We start from the raw sequence: 16419 nt of genomic DNA, 5'->3' as shown, positions 1-16419 counted from the left end.
AACGCGCATGGAGCAGTTCGAGCCCGACCGCCTCTCGGCGGCGCAACTCGCCGCGATGCGGCGCAGTCTCACCAGCGGCCGCGGCGCCCTCACCCGCCGCTCGCTGCTGCGCGCCTCCGGAGCCGGGGCGCTCACCCTGGGCGGCCTCGCCGCCCTCACCGCCTGCGGTATCCCGCCCGCCAAGCGCGAGGGCGGCCAGGCGGCTCCGTCCGACGACCACTCGGCGCAGGAGAAGGAGATCAACTTCTCCAACTGGACCGAGTACATGGACACCAGCGACGACGAGAAGTCCCGGCCGACGCTGGAGGCCTTCACCAAGCGCACCGGCATCGAGGTCAAGTACACCGAGGACATCAACGACAACGTCGAGTTCTTCGGCAAGATCCGCCCGCAGCTCGCGGCCGGCCAGGACACCGGCCGCGACCTGATCGTCGTCACCGACTGGCTCGCCGCCCGCATCATCCGCCTCGGCTGGGCGCAGAAGCTGGACCCCGCCCACCTCCCCAACGCCTACGCCAACCTGATCCCGCAGTTCCGCAACCCCGACTGGGACCCGGGCCGCGCCCACAGCTACCCGTGGACCGGCATCGACACCGTCATCGCCTACAACGTCAAGGCCACCGGCGGCAACAAGGTCGACTCCGTCACCCAGCTGCTCGACGACCCCACCCTCAAGGGCCGCGTCGGCTTCCTCACCGAGATGCGCGACACCGTCGGCATGACCCTCCTCGACCAGGGCAAGGACCCGGCGAAGTTCACCGCCGCGGACTACGACGCCGCCATCGGCCGCCTCCAGAAGGGCGTCGACAGCAAGCAGATCCGCCGCTTCACCGGCAACGACTACACCGCCGACCTCGACAAGGGCGACCTCGCGGCCTGCCTCGCCTGGGCGGGAGACGTCATCCAGCTCCAGGCCGGCAACCCCGACATCAAGTACGCGATCCCGGCCGCCGGCTACATCACCTCCAGCGACAACCTGCTGGTCCCCGCCAAGGCCCGGCACAAGGCCAACGCCGAGAAGCTCATCGACTACTACTACGAGCCCGCGGTCGCCGCCCAGCTGGCCGCCTTCATCAGCTACGTCTGCCCGGTCGACGGGGTCAAGGACGAGCTGGCCAAGATCAAGCCGGAGCTCGCGGACAACCCGCTGATCGTCCCGGACAAGGAGATGGCCGCCAAGGCCCACGCCTTCCGCTCCCTCAGCAGCGAGGAAGAGACGGCGTACGAGGAGAAGTTCGCCAAGCTCATCGGCGCCTGACCGGCCCCCTCGCCGGCCCGCCACGCGCCCCGCCCCCTTCCACGACACACCACCGAAGGCCCAGGCCCATGACCGACACCACCGCGAGCGGCGACGTCCGCCTCGCCGGGATCAGCAAGCACTACGGCTCCTTCACCGCCGTGCACCCGCTGGACCTGACCATCCCCCAGGGCTCCTTCTTCGCCCTGCTCGGCGCCTCGGGCTGCGGGAAGACCACCACCCTGCGCATGATCGCCGGCCTGGAGGAGCCCTCCACCGGCACCATCAGCCTCGGCGAGCGCGAGGTCACCCACCTGCCGCCCTACAAGCGCCCGGTGAACACCGTCTTCCAGAGCTACGCGCTGTTCCCGCACATGGACATCTTCGAGAACATCGCCTTCGGCCTGCGCCGCCGCGGCATCAAGTCGGTCAAGAAGCAGGTCGACGACATGATCGACCTCGTCCAGCTGGGCGAGCACACCCGCAAGAAGCCCCACCAGCTCTCCGGCGGACAGCAGCAGCGCGTGGCCGTCGCCCGCGCCCTGATCAACCACCCCCAGGTCCTCCTCCTCGACGAGCCGCTCGGCGCCCTCGACCTCAAGCTGCGCCGCCAGATGCAGCTGGAGCTCAAGCGGATCCAGACCGAGGTCGGCATCACCTTCGTGCACGTCACCCACGACCAGGAGGAGGCCATGACCATGGCCGACACGGTGGCGGTGATGAACGGCGGCCGCGTCGAGCAGCTGGGCGCCCCCGCCGAGCTCTACGAGAACCCGAGCACCACCTTCGTCGCGAACTTCCTCGGCACCTCCAACCTCATCGAGGCCTCGGTGGAGTCCACCGGCCCGGACGTCGCCGTCTCGGCCTCCGGCGCCGTACTCCGGCTGCCCGCCGCCCGATGTTCGACCACGCCCCGCACCGGCGGAAAGCTGCTGGTCGGCGTGCGTCCCGAGAAGATCTCCCTGGTACCGGCCGGGGAGGAGCACACCGTCGCGGCCGGCCGCAACAAGATCACCGGCAAGATCGCCGACTCCTCCTTCATCGGCGTCTCCACCCAGTTCGTGATCGACAGCCCGGTCTGTCCGGAGCTGGAGGTCTACGTCCAGAACATCGAGCGCGACGCCCGCCTGGTCCCCGGCGCCGACGTCGTCCTGCACTGGAACCCCGACCACACCTTCGGCCTGGACGCGGCCCAGGCCATCGACGCGGGCATCGAGACCGTCGAGGAGAGCGCGTGACCGCCACCGCCGCGCCCCCGCGGGCCGAAGCCCCGGCCGAGCCCCCCGTCCACCGGGCCTCGCTGAAGAAGCGCCTGATCCCGTACTGGCTGCTGCTCCCCGGCATCGTCTGGCTGCTCGTCTTCTTCGTGCTGCCGATGGTCTACCAGGCCTCCACCTCGGTGCAGACCGGCTCCCTCGAAGAGGGCTTCAAGGTCACCTGGCACTTCCAGACCTACTGGGACGCCTTCACCGAGTACCTCCCGCAGTTCCTGCGCTCCCTGGCCTACGCCGGCACCGCCACGGTCCTGTGCCTGCTGCTGGGCTACCCGCTGGCCTACCTCATCGCCTTCAAGGCGGGCCGCTGGCGCAACCTCCTGCTGGTCCTCGTCATCGCCCCGTTCTTCACCAGCTTCCTGATCCGCACCCTGGCCTGGAAGACGATCCTGGCCGACGGCGGCCCGGTCGTCGGCGTCCTCGACAAGATCGGCTTCCTGGACGTCACCAGCTGGCTCGGCATCACCGAGGGCAGCCGGGTGCTGGCCACCCCGCTCGCCGTGGTCTGCGGTCTGACCTACAACTTCCTGCCCTTCATGATCCTGCCGCTCTACACCTCGCTGGAGCGCATCGACACCCGCCTCCACGAGGCCGCCGGCGACCTCTACGCGACTCCGGCCACGGTGTTCCGCAAGGTCACCTTCCCGCTGTCGATGCCGGGCGTGGTCTCCGGGACCCTGCTGACCTTCATCCCCGCCAGCGGCGACTACGTCAACGCCGAACTCCTCGGCTCCACGGACACCCGGATGATCGGCAACGTCATCCAGTCGCAGTACCTGCGGATCCTCGACTACCCGACGGCGGCCGCGCTGTCCTTCATCCTCATGGCCATCGTGCTGATCATGGTCACCGTCTACATCCGCCGAGCGGGAACGGAGGACCTGGTCTGATGCGTTGGCTCCGCCGCAATCTCGTCGTCATCGCCGGCCTCGGCACGCTCGCGTACCTGATCCTGCCGAACGTCGTCGTGACGGTCTTCTCCTTCAACAACCCCACCGGGCGCTTCAACTACGCCTGGCAGGAGTTCTCCCTCGACGCCTGGAAGGACCCGTGCGGGGTCGCCGACCTGTGCGGCTCCCTCTCGCTCTCCCTCCAGATCGCCCTGTGGGCGACCATCGGCGCCACCGTCCTCGGCACCGCCATAGCCTTCGCGCTCGTGCGCTACCGGTTCCGGGCGCGCGGCGCGGTGAACTCGCTGATCTTCCTGCCGATGGCCATGCCCGAGATCGTGATGGCCGCCTCGCTGCTCGCCCTGTTCCTCAACATGGGCATCCAGCTGGGCTTCTGGACCATCCTGATCGCCCACGTGATGTTCTGCCTCAGCTTCGTCGTCGCCGCCGTCAAGGCGCGCGTGCTGTCGATGGACCCGAGGCTGGAGGAAGCCGCCCGCGACCTCTACGCCGGGCCCGTGCAGACCTTCCTGCGCGTCACCCTGCCGATCGCGGCCCCCGGTATCGCGGCGGGCGCGCTGCTGTCCTTCGCGCTCTCGTTCGACGACTTCATCATCACCAACTTCAACTCGGGCAACACCGTCACCTTCCCCATGTTCGTGTGGGGATCGGCCCAGCGCGGTACGCCCGTCCAGATCAACGTCATCGGCACGGCGATGTTCGTCATCGCGGTGCTGGTGGTCCTCGCCGGCCAGTGGGCCGGCAACCGCCGCAAGAAGGCACAACCGAAGTAGAGCCCTGTAGGGAGTTGGAAGCCATGGCCCCAGTCGCCATGCGTAGTGTTGCGAAATCCCTTTCCGAAGCGAAGCCGGTCTCGTACTGGCTGGACGACCCCGGCCGCCCCGACCCGCAGCCGGCCCTCACCTCCGACGAGCGCTGCGACCTGCTGGTCGTCGGAGGCGGCTACAGCGGACTGTGGACCGCGCTGCTGGCCAAGGAGCGCGACCCCGGCCGGGACGTCGTCCTGATCGAGAGCAAGGAGGCGGGCTGGGCCGCCTCCGGCCGCAACGGCGGCTTCTGCGCGGCCTCCCTCACCCACGGCTTCGCCAACGGCCTGTCCCGCTGGCCCGGCGAGCTGGCCAAACTGGAGGAGCTCGGCGCCCGCAACCTCGACGCCATCGAGGAGGCGGTCGCCCGCTACGGCATCGACTGCGACTTCGAGCGCACCGGCGAGATCGACGTGGCCACCGAGCCGCACCAGGTCGAGGAGCTGCGCGAACTCCACGAGGAGGCCCGCAAGCTCGGTCTCGCGGACGGCTCCGAATGGCTGGAGGGCGAGGCCCTGCGCGCGGAGGTCAACTCCCCGACCTTCCTCGCCGGCCTCTGGGACCGCCAGGGCGTCGCCATGCTCAACCCCGCCAGGCTGGCCTGGGGCCTGAAGCGGGCCTGCCTGGAGCAGGGCGTGCGGATCTACGAGAACACCCGGGGCCTCAAGATGGCCCGGGCCGGCGCCGGGATGACCGTGGAGACCCCGTACGGGACGATCCTGGCCCGCCGGGTCGCCCTGGCGACCAACATCTTCCCGTCGCTGGTCAAGCGCATCCGCCCGTTCACCGTCCCGGTCTACGACTACGCGCTGATGACCGAGCCGCTGACCGAGGAGCAGCTGGCCTCCGTCGGCTGGAAGAACCGCCCGGGACTGGGCGACAGCGCCAACCAGTTCCACTACTTCCGCATCACCAAGGACAACCGCATCCTGTGGGGCGGCTACGACGCGATCTACCCCTACCGGGGCAAGCTCGACTCGGAGTACGACCACCGCCCGGAGACCTACCTCAAGCTGGCGGAGCACTTCTTCACCGCCTTCCCGCAGCTGGAGGGGCTGCGCTTCAGCCACGCCTGGGGCGGGGCCATCGACACCTGCTCCCGCTTCTCGGCCTTCTTCGGCACCGCGCACGCGGGCCGCGTCGCCTACGCCGCCGGCTACACCGGGCTCGGGGTGGGCGCCACCCGCTTCGGCGCCGACGTGATGCTGGACCTGCTGGACGGGCTCTCCACCGAGCGCACCCGGCTGGAGATGGTGAAGTCCAAGCCGATGCCCTTCCCGCCCGAGCCCCTGGCCTGGACCGGGATCGCCCTCACCAAGTGGTCGCTGGCCCGCGCCGACGCCCGGGGCGGCCGGCGCAACCTGTGGCTGAGGACCCTGGACCGCTTCGGCCTCGGCTTCGACAGCTGACGACGCCGGGCTCCGGGGGCCTCGGGGGCTCCGGGGGCGCCGGCTGGCACGCCCCGGCGCACACCGGCGCCCGGGCGGTGACCCGCATCACCCCCATGGCGTAACCCGACCCGCGTCATAGCCGCGCCCGGTCCCGCTCTCTCCCGGTGAGACACCCTCACACCGCGAGACGAACGGAGGCCGGGCGATGGCGTTCCCGCAGACCAGGGCGGCAGTGGAGTGGCTGGCGGCGGCCGCGCCGGATCCGGAGGCCTGCCGTTGGGAGTGGGAGCGGGGCCCCCTCGGGGTCGCCCTCCTGCCCGCCGGACGGCACTGGGACCTGCTGATCACCCCCGGGGAGCTGGGCGGGGCCGCCCTCGGCGTACTGCGCCGGCTGCCCGCCCCGCCCGGACCCGTGCTCCTCGGCGGCCGCACCGCCCGCCTGGGCTTCTTCGTCCCGCCGGGCACCGCCGCCCACTGGGCCGGAACGGGCGTACGGGGCGCGGGGCGCGGGAGCTGGATCGCGGTCCCGTACCCCGGCCGGGCGACGGGCGGTCCACGCTGGCTGCAACTCCCGGACGGGCGCGGCACCCTGACCGACCCGGCCCTGCTGGAGCTGGCCCTGCACGAGGCGGCGGGGCGGGCCCTGGCGGGGGAGCGGGGACCCGTCGGCGCCTGAGGCCTTGACAAGGGGATTGGTCTGGACCATGTTGGCCCGGATCCTCCATCCCCCCACGATCCGGAGGCACTTGTGCGCGGACCCCTGCCCCTCCTGGCCGCCGCCGCCCTCACCGCGGCCACCCTCCTCACCGCCGGCCCGCCCGCCACGGCCGCCGACGCCGACCTCGTCCGCAACGGCGGCTTCGAATCCGGCCTCGACGGCTGGAGCTGCTCCGCCGGCAGCGGAGCCGTCGTCAGCACCCCCGTCCACGGCGGGAGTTCCGCCCTCCGGGCCACCCCGGCCGGCCAGGACAACGCCCGCTGCGCCCAGACCGTCACCGTCAAGCCGGACTCCGCCTACACCCTCACCGCCTGGGTGCAGGGCGCGTACGTCTACCTCGGCGCGAGCGGCACCGGCACCACCGACGTCGCCACCTGGACCCAGACCCCCGGCGCCTGGAATCAGCTGACCACGAGCTTCCGCACCGGCCCCGCCACCACCTCCGTCACCGTCTACACCCACGGCTGGTACGGCCAGCCCGCCCACCTCACCGACGACGTCACCCTGACCGGCCCCGACCCCGGCGGCCCCGGCCAACCCCAGCCCCCGGCCGCCCCCACCGGCCTCACGGCGACCGCCACCTCCCCCAGCACGGTCGCCCTGACCTGGACGGCGGCCCCCGGGGCCACCTCCTACACCGTCCGCCGCGACGGCGCCGACCCCCTGACCACCACCACCCCCTCGGCCACGATCACCGGACTCGCCCCCGCCACCCCCTACACCTTCACGGTCGGCGCGGTGAACGCCGCCGGGGAATCCCCCCGCAGCGCCCCGGTCACCGTCACCACCCCGCCCGGCGGCGGCGACCCGGGCACCCCCGGCGGCCTGCCCGCCCACGCCCTCGTCGGCTACCTCCACACCAGCTTCGCCAACGGCGCCGGCCACCTCCGCATGGCCGACGTCCCCGACTCCTGGGACGTCATCGACCTCGCCTTCGGCGAACCGACCTCCGCCACCTCCGGCGACATCCGCTTCCAGCCCTGCCCGGTCTCCGAATGCCCCGGCGCGGAGACCCCGGCCGAGTTCAAGGCGGCCGTCAGGGCCAAGCGGGCGGCGGGCAAGAAGGTCCTCATCTCCATCGGCGGCCAGAACGGCCAGGTACAGCTCACCACCACGGCCGCCCGCGACGCCTTCGTCTCCTCCGTCTCGAAGATCGTCGACGAGTACGGGCTCGACGGCGTCGACATCGACTTCGAGGGCCACTCCCTCTCCCTCGCCACCGGCGACACCGACTTCCGCGCCCCCACCACCCCGTCGATCGTGAACCTCATCGCGGCGCTGAAGACCCTCAAGGCCAGGTACGGGCCCGGCTTCGTCCTGACCATGGCCCCGGAGACCTTCTTCGTCCAGCTCGGCCACCAGTACTACGGCTCCGGCCCCTGGGGTGGCCAGGACCCGCGCGCGGGCGCCTACCTCCCCGTCATCCACGCCCTGCGCGACGACCTGACCCTGCTCCACGTCCAGGACTACAACTCCGGGCCGATCATGGGCCTGGACGGCCAGTACCACTCCATGGGCGGCGCCGACTTCCACACGGCGATGACCGACATGCTGCTCACCGGCTTCCCGGTCGCCGGGAACACCTCCCGCGTCTTCCCGCCCCTGCGCCCGGACCAGGTGGCCATCGGCCTCCCGGCCACCCCGAACGCGGGCAACGGCCACACCCCGCCGGCCGAGGTCACCAAGACCCTGGACTGCCTCACCCGGCACACCGGCTGCGGCCCCTACCAGCCCCACGGCACCTGGCCCGCCCTGCGCGGCCTGATGACCTGGTCGATCAACTGGGACCGCTTCGGCGGCTGGGAGTTCAGCCGGAACTTCGACGCGTACTTCGGCTGACCGCCCACCGCACTCCCAGCAGCAGCGGGGTACACAGCAGGAGGCCGGCCAGGACGTCCAGGGGCCAGTGGAAGCCGCGCAGGACCAGGCCCGCCGCGGTCAGGGCCGTCAGGGCCGCCGCGGCGGGCAGGGGCCAGCGGCGGCGGGTGTGGGGGGTGAGGAGGAGGGCCGCGGCGGTGTAGGCCGTCAGGGCCGTGGCCGTGTGGCCGGAAGGGTAGTAGCCGGCGGCCCAGGGCTCCAGCGGGCCCGGGCGGGCGGTCCACTCCTTGAGGGGCACGATCAGCGCCGGCACCAGGGCCATCGCCAGACCGGCCGCGAGGGCGGCGAGGCGGTGGCCGCGCCGGACGGCGTACGCCATGGCCAGTACGAGGACGGGAACGGCGACCTCGACGTTGCCCAGGTCCGCGAGGCGCTCGGTGACGGCGTCGGGGACGGTGCGCACCAGGGCGCGGCTCAGCTCCTGATCCGGGGTCAGCAGCGGGCCCCCGTCGAGGACCTGCCAGGTGATCAGGGCGAAGAGGACGGCGCAGACGGCCGACACGAGGAGGGAGGGGAGGAAAAGGGCCGGCCGTCCCGGAACAGGGGGGGTGGTTCCGGGACGGCCGGCCGGACCGGGTTGCCGTGCGCCCCGGGGGGTTTGGGGCGGACGGCCGTCCGATCGGAGAGGAGTGTGCGCGAACGCATGCCCAGTACGGCGCTGGGGAAGCCCTGTACCGGTTTCGCCCCCGGTTGCCCGGGAGCGGTCTGTCTCACTCATCTGCAGAAACCGTACGGCAGCCGAGGGGGGACCGACAGCAGGAACGGCCTCTTGTCATCGGCCCCCCACAGCTTCTTCACAGTGCCCGACCGTTACCGGCGGTACCGGCGGGCTCCTGTGTTCGGTGGTTCGCTCAGACGTCCGTGCCGATGGCCGCGAACGCCGCCTCGATCAGGTCCAGGCCCTCGTTCAGCAGCTCGTCGCTGATGACCAGCGGCGGCAGGAAGCGGAGCACGTTGCCGTAGGTGCCGCAGGTGAGGACGAGCAGGCCCTCGGCGTGGCAGGCCTTGGCGAGCGCGCCGGCCGCCTCCGGGAACGGGGTCTTGGACGCCGGGTCCTTCACGAGCTCGATCGCGATCATGGCGCCGCGGCCGCGGATGTCGCCGATGATGTCGTACTTCTCCTGCATGGCGGAGAGGCGCGACTTCATGATCGACTCGATGTTCTTCGCCTTGGCGTTGAGGTCGAGCTCCTTCATGGTCTCGATGGAGCCGAGCGCACCGGCGCAGGCCACCGGGTTGCCGCCGTAGGTGCCGCCCAGGCCGCCCGCGTGGGCGGCGTCCATGATCTCGGCGCGGCCCGTCACGGCGGCGAGCGGCAGACCGCCCGCGATGCCCTTGGCGGTGGTGATCAGGTCCGGGACGATGCCCTCGTCCTCACACGCGAACCACTGGCCGGTGCGGCAGAAGCCGGACTGGATCTCGTCGGCGACGAAGACGATGCCGTTCTCGTTGGCGAACTTCACGATCGCCGGGAGGAAGCCCTTGGCCGGCTCGATGAAGCCGCCCTCGCCGAGGACCGGCTCGATGATGATCGCGGCGACGTTCTCGGCGCCGATCTGCTTGGTGATCTGGTCGATCGCCTGGGCGGCGGCCTCGGGGCCGCAGTTCTCGGCACCGGTGGGCCAGCGGTAGCCGTAGGCGACCGGGACGCGGTAGACCTCGGGGGCGAACGGGCCGAAGCCGTGCTTGTACGGCATGTTCTTCGCCGTCAGCGCCATCGTGAGGTTGGTGCGGCCGTGGTAACCGTGGTCGAAGACGACGACGGCCTGGCGCTTGGTGTACGCACGGGCGATCTTGACGGCGTTCTCGACGGCCTCGGCGCCCGAGTTGAACAGGGCCGACTTCTTGGCGTGGGTGCCCGGGGTCAGCTCGGCGAGGGCCTCGCAGACCTCGACGTAGCCCTCGTAGGGGGTGACCATGAAGCAGGTGTGGGTGAAGTCGGCGAGCTGCGCGGAGGCGCGGCGCACGACGGCCTCGGCGGAGGCGCCGACGGAGGTCACGGCGATGCCGGAGCCGAAGTCGATCAGGCGGTTGCCGTCGACGTCCTCGATGATGCCGCCGCCCGCGCGGGCGGTGAAGACGGGCAGCACGGAGCCCACGCCGCCGGCCACCGTCTGCAGACGGCGCGCCTGCAGCTCCTGCGACTTCGGGCCGGGGATCGCGGTGACGATCTTGCGCTCCTGCGGAACAGCGGTCATAGAGGGCTCCTGGGGGTGTTTTCGGACGCACTTGTGTCTTTGTCCGCAGGCTAGGCCCGGGGGCGGGGGTAAGGCATGCTCCGATAGGGAGTGGTGCCCGCGTGTCCTTGTCCGCGGCGGCCATAGGAAGGACGCGGCGCGGGGGCCGTGGATCCCGCCGGGGTACGGGCCCAAGTGGCGGGCCGGGCACTAGATTGAGCGCCGCGGCGTTACAGGGAACGGCATGGCACGGCAGGGGGCAGGGGTTCATGGACAGCGAGGGCACCAACGACGGACGGGCGACCCGCGCGGGGCACGTCCCCCGCCCGGCCGCACCGGCCCAGGCCCCGCCGAAACCGAGACACGCGCCGACGGTCGGATCCCCGCTCGCGGACTGGCTCCGCACGCCGCGCCCGCAGGCGGAGCCGGGGGTGTGGCGGTTCGGGTACGTGCCGCGCAAGGGGAGCGAGGCGGATCCCGTCAGCGACCGGTCGCTGCTGAGCGGGGCGGTCATCTCCTTTCTGGCGTGCGTGCTGGTGTGGTCGTTGATCACCAACCGCTACGTCCCGTACGTCGACGTTCCGGTGAAGCTCTTCACTCCCGACGACTGGTGGAAGCCGCTGGGCGGGGGACCCGTCGACGGGCGGGGCGAGGCCGCCTTGCAGGTGTACGTGATCCTGCTGACGGCCGCGTTGGTGATGTGGTTCAGCCGCCTCGGATCCTGGGGCCTGGCCTTCGAACGGCTCGTCGCGGCGCGCGGCCCGCGGGCCCGGGTGGCGGGGGCCACGGCCGGAGCCCTGTTCGTGGCACTGCTGATCTGGAACGGGACCCTTCCGATCGCCGACCTTCTCGGCACCCACTACGACTTGCAGGCCCTGAGCAAGGGCGAACAGATGGCGCTCTCCGCCGTCGTGTACACGGTCGCCCTTGCCCCGGTCGTCATCTTCTTCACCCGCCTCGCACTCAAGCCCCCCTCCGGGGAGCGCTACACCACCACTGCGCTGCCCGAGGCCGGGCCGCCCGCCGACCCCGCCGAATGGCCCGAGGTGCGGGATGCCGGGCTGGGGGACGTGGCCGGGCGGCTGGGGGGGGAGGTGTTCGGGGGGCGGATGAACGACGTGGACTACGCGCGGATCCGGCGGGCCTGGGAGACCGTGCGGGCCGATCCCGCCCGGCTGCCCGCCTTCGCCGACGCCGTCCGCGACCACGGCGCCGCCGCCTGCGTCCACCCCTCCGGCGACCGCGACCTGCCGGTCCGCGCCGCGCGGCACGACCTCCTCGCCCGCCAGGTGCTCCTCGGCACCGTCGAGGACGGCGAGCGCAACCCGTACGCCCGCCGCGGCACCGGCCTCGCCCTCGGCCCCGACGTGCTCGGGACCTCCCTGCTCGCCGTCGGCCCCTCCGGCAGCGGCAAGACCGCCCGCCTCGTGCGGCCCGTCGTGGAGTCCCTGGCGCTCCAGGCGCTGGCCGGCCAGGCCGCCGTCATCGCCGTCGGCGCCGCCGGGTCCCCGCTCGGCCCCGACGAGGCGTACGACATCGTGGTCCGCGTCGGCGACCCCGACTCCGTCCACGACCTCGACCTCTACGGCGGCACCGGCGACTGCGACGAGGCCGCCGCCCTCGTCGCCGAGGCCCTCGTCGCCGACGCCCCCGGCGCCGACGTACGCCGCGCCGCGACCGCCCTCGCCCAGGTGCTCGGCCCCTTCCGCGCGGCGCACGGCCGCTTCCCCGCCGTGCCCGAGCTGCGGGAGCTGCTCGACGGGGTGCCCACCGCCGTCACCTCCCTGCGCCAGGCCCTGGAGGGCGCCGGGCAGCAGGCGATGCTCCGCGAGCTCGACGCGCGCGAGCGCCAGTACGGGGCCCACGGCGACCCCGGCCCCGCCCTCGCCGACCGGATCGCCCTGCTCGACCGGCCCGCCTTCGCCGGCTTCTTCGACACCACCGGACGCGGGCGGCCCTTCTCCCTGCGCACCCTCGAACACCCCGTCCGGGTCCGCGTGGACCTGCCCGAACGCGGGCACGCCGAGGCCTCCCGGATGCTGGCCCGGCTGCTGCTCGCCCAGTTCAACGCCTCCGCGGCCGCCCGTGCCGACCGCTCCCTGTTCGCCTTCCTCGCCCTCGACGACGCCTCCCACACCCTGACCCCGGAGACCGTCCGCGGGCTCCAGCGGCTGCGCTCGGTGAACGCCGGGGTCCTGCTCGCGCTGCGCTCGCTGGACGACGTACCGGAGGCCCTGCGCACCCCGCTGCTGGGGGCGGTCGGCTGCCGGATGGCGTTCTCCGGGGTGACCACCTGGGACGGGCAGCGCTTCGCCGACGCGTGGGGCACCGAGTGGGTCGAGACCCGCGACGTCACCCACCGGACCGTCTTCGCCGACCAGCCGCTGACCCGGGCCATCCACGCCTTCCGCAAGATGGTCACCGGAAAGGCGGTGACCACGGACGCGGTCACCGTGCGCCAGGTGGAGCGCGAGCGCTGGTCCGCCTCCGAGCTGGCGCACGCCGTACCGCCCGGCTGCGCGGTGCTCTCCCTCACCTCCGTCCGGGGGGAACGGGCGGCTCCGCTGCTGCTCCGGCTGGCCGCGACGGGCTGAGAGGACCCGTACGGGGTGGCAGAATCGAGAGGGGTCGTTCATACGACGTGGAGAAGTCCCCGGACCGGGGGAGCCCAGGATCGAGGACGCCCCGCCCGCTGCTCCCCGCCCTCCCGAAGGCCCCTGGTACCCGATGCCGCTCACCCTCGCCTCGCTCGTCCAGCACTCGGCGCTCAAGCTCAGCGTCCGGGCGGGGGAGAGCCGCCTCGACACCCCCGTGCGCTGGGCCCACGTCAGTGAGCTCGCCGACCCCGTCCCCTATATGGAAGGCGGCGAGCTGCTGCTCGTCACCGCCATGAAGCTGGACGCCGAGGACCCCGAGGAGATGCGCCGCTACGTACGGCGCCTCGCGGCCGCCGGGGTCGTCGGCATCGGCTTCGCCGTCGGCGTCAACTACGACGCCGTGCCCGAGGCGCTGGTCCAGGCCGCCCGGGAGGAGGACCTGCCGCTGCTGGAGGTGCCCCGGCGCACCCCGTTCCTCGCCATCAGCAAGGCCGTCTCCGCGGCGCTCGCGGCCGACCAGTACCGGGCCGTGACCGCCGGGTTCGAGGCGCAGCGGGAGCTGACCCGGGCCGCGCTGTCCGCCGACGGCCCCGCCGACCTGCTGGCGAAGCTCGCGGCCCACGTGCACGGCTGGGCCGCGCTGTACGACACCTCCGGCGCCGTCGTCGCGGCCGCCCCCGACTGGGCGGCGCGCCGGGCCGCCCGGCTCACCCCCGACGTGGAACGGCTGCGCGAGCGGCCGGCGCCCGCGAGCGCGGTGGTGGGCGGGTCCGAGGACCGGGTCGAGCTCCAGTCGCTGGGCACCGGACGGCGGGCCCGGGGCGCGCTCGCCGTGGGGACGGCGGCCCCGCTGGGCACCGCCGAGCGGTACGCGGTGCACTCCGCCGTCGCCCTCCTGACCCTGACCACCGAGCGCTCGCGGTCCCTGCACGACGCGGAGTCCCGGCTGGGCGCGGCGGTGCTGCGGATGCTGCTGGACGGGGAGGCCGGGCACGCCCGGGCGGTGGCGGGGGACCTGTACGGGGCCCTGCTGGAGGCCCCGTTCCGGATCCTCGTCGCGGAGCCGGCCCTGCCCGGGACGGCCCAGCCGGAGGGACTGGCGCTGCTGGCCGACACCCTGGAGTCGGCGGCCTCACGGACCGGGGAGGCCCTGCTGGTGGTGCCGGAGCCGGGACGGCTGGTGGTGCTGGCCGCCGACGGGGGAGCGGCCGTGCAGGCCTGCGCGGACCACGCCGAGGCGCTGGAGTCCCGGCGCGGGCGCGAGACGGCCGGACCGGAGCCGGACGAACTCGTGGTCGGACTGTCGGCCCCCGCCGGGCCGGACGGGGTGGCGGCCGCGTTCAAGCAGGCCGACCAGGCGCTGGCCGTGGCCCGGCGCCGTGGGCGGCCGCTGGTCGAGCACGAGGACCTCGCGGCGGGCTCCGTGCTGCCGCTGCTCGCCGACGAGGCGGTACGGGCCTTCGCGGAGGGCACCCTGCGGGCGCTGCGCGAACACGACGCCACGGGGCGGGGCGACCTGGTGGCCTCGCTCCAGGCCTGGCTCGCCCGGCACGGGCAGTGGGACGCCGCCGCCGCGGACCTGGGTGTGCACCGGCACACCCTGCGGTACCGGATGAAGCGGGTCGAGGAGATCCTCGGCCGCTCCCTGGACGACCCGGACGTCCGCATGGAGCTCTGGCTCGCCCTCAAGGCCACCCCGCCCCACCCCTGACCCTCCGGGCGCGGCGGCGGCCGCGGGCAACAGTGACAAAGCGGCGCAGGCCGCGAGGGCGCCGCTCCAACGCGGCTAAACGACGAACGCCCGGCGGCGTCCTACCTTGGTGGAGACAAGGACCGCCCCCAGCCACCGCTGGGAGGTGCCCCCAGCACACACCACCGAAGGGCCGGGATTCGCATGACTTCCACCCACGCCTTCTGGCTCGCCGGCCGCCAGGCCACCGGCGAGGACAGCTTCGACGTCCACAACCCGTGGGACGGCCGGCTCGTCGGCACCGTCAGCGTGCCCACGGACGCCCAGGTGGAAGAGGCCGTGGCCGCGGCGTACGCCGTGACGGCGGAGTTCTCCGCGACCCCCGCCCACGTACGCGCCGCCGCGCTGGACCACGTGTCCAAGCGCCTCGCCGAGCGCACCGAGGAGATCGCCCAGCTGATCTCCGCCGAGAACGGCAAGCCGATCAAGTGGGCTCGCGGCGAGGTCGGCCGTGCGGTGTCCGTGTTCCGTTTCGCCGCCGAAGAGGCCCGCCGCTTCAACGGCGGAGAGGCCCAGCGCCTGGACACCGACGCCGGTGGCGTCGGCCGTCTCGCCCTGACCCGCCGCTTCGTCAAGGGCCCGGTCCTCGGCATCGCGCCGTTCAACTTCCCGCTGAACCTGTGCGCCCACAAGGTGGCCCCGGCCATCGCCGTCGGCGCGCCGATCATCCTGAAGCCGGCCCCGGCCACCCCGCTCTCCGGTCTGATCCTGGGCGAGCTGCTCGCCGAGACCGACCTCCCGGCCGGTTCCTGGTCGGTCCTGCCGGTCGCCAACGACAAGATGCCGGCCCTGGTCAAGGACGACCGCCTCCCGGTCATCTCCTTCACCGGCTCCGACACCGTCGGCTACGCCATCCAGCAGTCGGTGCCCCACAAGCACTGCACCCTGGAGCTCGGCGGCAACGCCGCGGCCGTGGTCCTCGCCGACTGGTCCTCCGAGGCCGACCTCGACTGGGCCGCGACCCGGATCGCGACCTTCTCGAACTACCAGGCCGGCCAGTCCTGCATCTCCGTGCAGCGCGTGATCGCCGACGCCTCCGTCTACGACCGCCTCGTCGAGAAGGTCGTCGCGAAGGTCCAGGCCCAGGTCACCGGCGACCCGGCGGACGACGCCACCGACGTCGGCCCGCTGGTCTCCGAGGACGCCGCCAAGCGCGTCGAGTCCTGGGTGGACGAGGCCGTCTCCGCCGGCGCCAAGCTGCTCACCGGCGGCAAGCGCGACGGCGCCACGGTCGAGCCGACCGTCATCGCCGAGGTCCCGGCCGGCGTCAAGCTGGCGACCGAGGAGGTCTTCGGCCCGGTCCTGACCATCACCCGCGTCGAGAACACCGACGAGGCGTTCGCCGCCGTCAACGACTCGAAGTTCGGCCTGCAGACCGGCGTCTTCACCCGTGACGTCCAGGTCGCCTTCCGCGCCCACCGCGAGCTCGAGGTCGGCGGTGTGATCATCGGCGACGCGCCGTCCTACCGCGCCGACCAGATGCCGTACGGCGGCGTCAAGCAGTCCGGCGTGGGCCGCGAGGGCGTCCGCTACGCGATGGACGACTACACGTACGAGCGCGTCCTGGTCCTCACGGGCCTCGACATCTGACCGACTCGTACGGTCACAGACCGACGGCCGGGCCTACTGTGCGGGGGCCCGGCCGTCCCCCTTTTGCCACGCCCCCCGAATCCCCGGCGC

General features: G+C 72.8%; 12 protein-coding genes. 10 read left to right on the top strand and 2 right to left on the bottom strand.

The window, feature by feature from the left end; all coding sequences use genetic code 11:
* The first annotated feature begins 7 nt into the window (after positions 1 to 7).
* From ACFY0O_RS22195 to ACFY0O_RS22165, 7 genes are all read left to right on the top strand, one after another.
* On the top strand, positions 8 to 1258 hold the full coding sequence (locus tag ACFY0O_RS22195) for a PotD/PotF family extracellular solute-binding protein (RefSeq protein WP_388949020.1): 1251 nt from the start codon (positions 8 to 10) through the stop codon (positions 1256 to 1258).
* Positions 1259 to 1326: 68 nt separating this feature from the next.
* On the top strand, positions 1327 to 2475 hold the full coding sequence (locus tag ACFY0O_RS22190) for an ABC transporter ATP-binding protein (RefSeq protein ID WP_358892661.1): 1149 nt from the start codon (positions 1327 to 1329) through the stop codon (positions 2473 to 2475).
* Positions 2472 to 3401 carry an ABC transporter permease gene (locus ACFY0O_RS22185; protein WP_388949018.1) on the top strand — a complete coding sequence of 310 codons (930 nt, stop codon included), beginning with the start codon at positions 2472 to 2474 and terminating at the stop codon, positions 3399 to 3401. The genes ACFY0O_RS22190 and ACFY0O_RS22185 overlap by 4 nt, the downstream gene beginning before the upstream one ends.
* Positions 3401 to 4195 carry an ABC transporter permease gene (locus ACFY0O_RS22180; protein WP_079430030.1) on the top strand — a complete coding sequence of 265 codons (795 nt, stop codon included), beginning with the start codon at positions 3401 to 3403 and terminating at the stop codon, positions 4193 to 4195. Before ACFY0O_RS22185 ends, ACFY0O_RS22180 begins: the two co-directional genes overlap by 1 nt.
* A gap of 23 nt (positions 4196 to 4218) precedes the next feature.
* Positions 4219 to 5637 carry an FAD-dependent oxidoreductase gene (locus tag ACFY0O_RS22175; protein ID WP_358892658.1) on the top strand — a complete coding sequence of 473 codons (1419 nt, stop codon included), beginning with the start codon at positions 4219 to 4221 and terminating at the stop codon, positions 5635 to 5637.
* A 187-nt stretch (positions 5638 to 5824) separates the two neighbouring features.
* Entirely contained in the window at positions 5825 to 6295 is a 471-nt protein-coding gene (locus ACFY0O_RS22170) for a hypothetical protein (protein ID WP_388949016.1), read from the top strand.
* An 84-nt stretch (positions 6296 to 6379) separates the two neighbouring features.
* Entirely contained in the window at positions 6380 to 8176 is a 1797-nt protein-coding gene (locus ACFY0O_RS22165; protein ID WP_388949452.1) for a chitinase, read from the top strand.
* Here ACFY0O_RS22165 and ACFY0O_RS22160 read toward each other — a convergent pair.
* A complete protein-coding gene (locus ACFY0O_RS22160; RefSeq protein WP_388949013.1) occupies positions 8145 to 8717 on the bottom strand; it encodes a phosphatase PAP2 family protein in 573 nt (190 codons plus the stop codon). The genes ACFY0O_RS22165 and ACFY0O_RS22160 overlap by 32 nt on opposite strands.
* Positions 8718 to 9066: 349 nt before the next feature.
* A complete protein-coding gene (gene gabT / locus ACFY0O_RS22155) occupies positions 9067 to 10413 on the bottom strand; it encodes a 4-aminobutyrate--2-oxoglutarate transaminase (RefSeq protein WP_388949010.1) in 1347 nt (448 codons plus the stop codon).
* A 248-nt stretch (positions 10414 to 10661) separates the two neighbouring features.
* On the opposite strand from gabT, the gene ACFY0O_RS22150 reads away from it, so the two are divergent.
* The 3 genes from ACFY0O_RS22150 to ACFY0O_RS22140 all read left to right on the top strand — a co-directional run bounded on the left by ACFY0O_RS22150 (position 10662) and on the right by ACFY0O_RS22140 (position 16329).
* Positions 10662 to 12986 carry an ATP/GTP-binding protein gene (locus ACFY0O_RS22150; RefSeq protein ID WP_388949007.1) on the top strand — a complete coding sequence of 775 codons (2325 nt, stop codon included), beginning with the start codon at positions 10662 to 10664 and terminating at the stop codon, positions 12984 to 12986.
* A 133-nt stretch (positions 12987 to 13119) separates the two neighbouring features.
* A complete protein-coding gene (locus ACFY0O_RS22145) occupies positions 13120 to 14700 on the top strand; it encodes a PucR family transcriptional regulator (protein ID WP_388949004.1) in 1581 nt (526 codons plus the stop codon).
* 183 nt (positions 14701 to 14883) lie between these two features.
* Positions 14884 to 16329, top strand: coding sequence for an aldehyde dehydrogenase family protein (locus tag ACFY0O_RS22140; RefSeq protein WP_388949002.1), 1446 nt, complete (start codon positions 14884 to 14886; stop codon positions 16327 to 16329).
* The last annotated feature ends 90 nt before the right edge of the window (positions 16330 to 16419 follow it).

The sequence above is a fragment of the Streptomyces sp. NPDC001594 genome (assembly GCF_042893675.1).
Lineage (GTDB): Bacteria > Actinomycetota > Actinomycetes > Streptomycetales > Streptomycetaceae > Streptomyces.
This window is presented reverse-complemented; position numbering and strand designations above follow the sequence as displayed.

Excerpts from the sequence above, each read along its gene's own strand:
- ACFY0O_RS22195 (WP_388949020.1), top strand. The coding sequence starts at position 8 with ATGGAGCAGTTCGAGCCCGACCGCCTCTCGGCGGCGCAACTCGCCGCG.
- ACFY0O_RS22190 (WP_358892661.1), top strand. The coding sequence starts at position 1,327 with ATGACCGACACCACCGCGAGCGGCGACGTCCGCCTCGCCGGGATCAGC.
- ACFY0O_RS22180 (WP_079430030.1), top strand. The coding sequence starts at position 3,401 with ATGCGTTGGCTCCGCCGCAATCTCGTCGTCATCGCCGGCCTCGGCACG.
- ACFY0O_RS22175 (WP_358892658.1), top strand. The coding sequence starts at position 4,219 with ATGGCCCCAGTCGCCATGCGTAGTGTTGCGAAATCCCTTTCCGAAGCG.
- ACFY0O_RS22170 (WP_388949016.1), top strand. The coding sequence starts at position 5,825 with ATGGCGTTCCCGCAGACCAGGGCGGCAGTGGAGTGGCTGGCGGCGGCC.
- gabT (WP_388949010.1), bottom strand. The coding sequence starts at position 10,413 with ATGACCGCTGTTCCGCAGGAGCGCAAGATCGTCACCGCGATCCCCGGC.
- ACFY0O_RS22150 (WP_388949007.1), top strand. The coding sequence starts at position 10,662 with ATGGACAGCGAGGGCACCAACGACGGACGGGCGACCCGCGCGGGGCAC.
- ACFY0O_RS22145 (WP_388949004.1), top strand. The coding sequence starts at position 13,120 with ATGCCGCTCACCCTCGCCTCGCTCGTCCAGCACTCGGCGCTCAAGCTC.
- ACFY0O_RS22140 (WP_388949002.1), top strand. The coding sequence starts at position 14,884 with ATGACTTCCACCCACGCCTTCTGGCTCGCCGGCCGCCAGGCCACCGGC.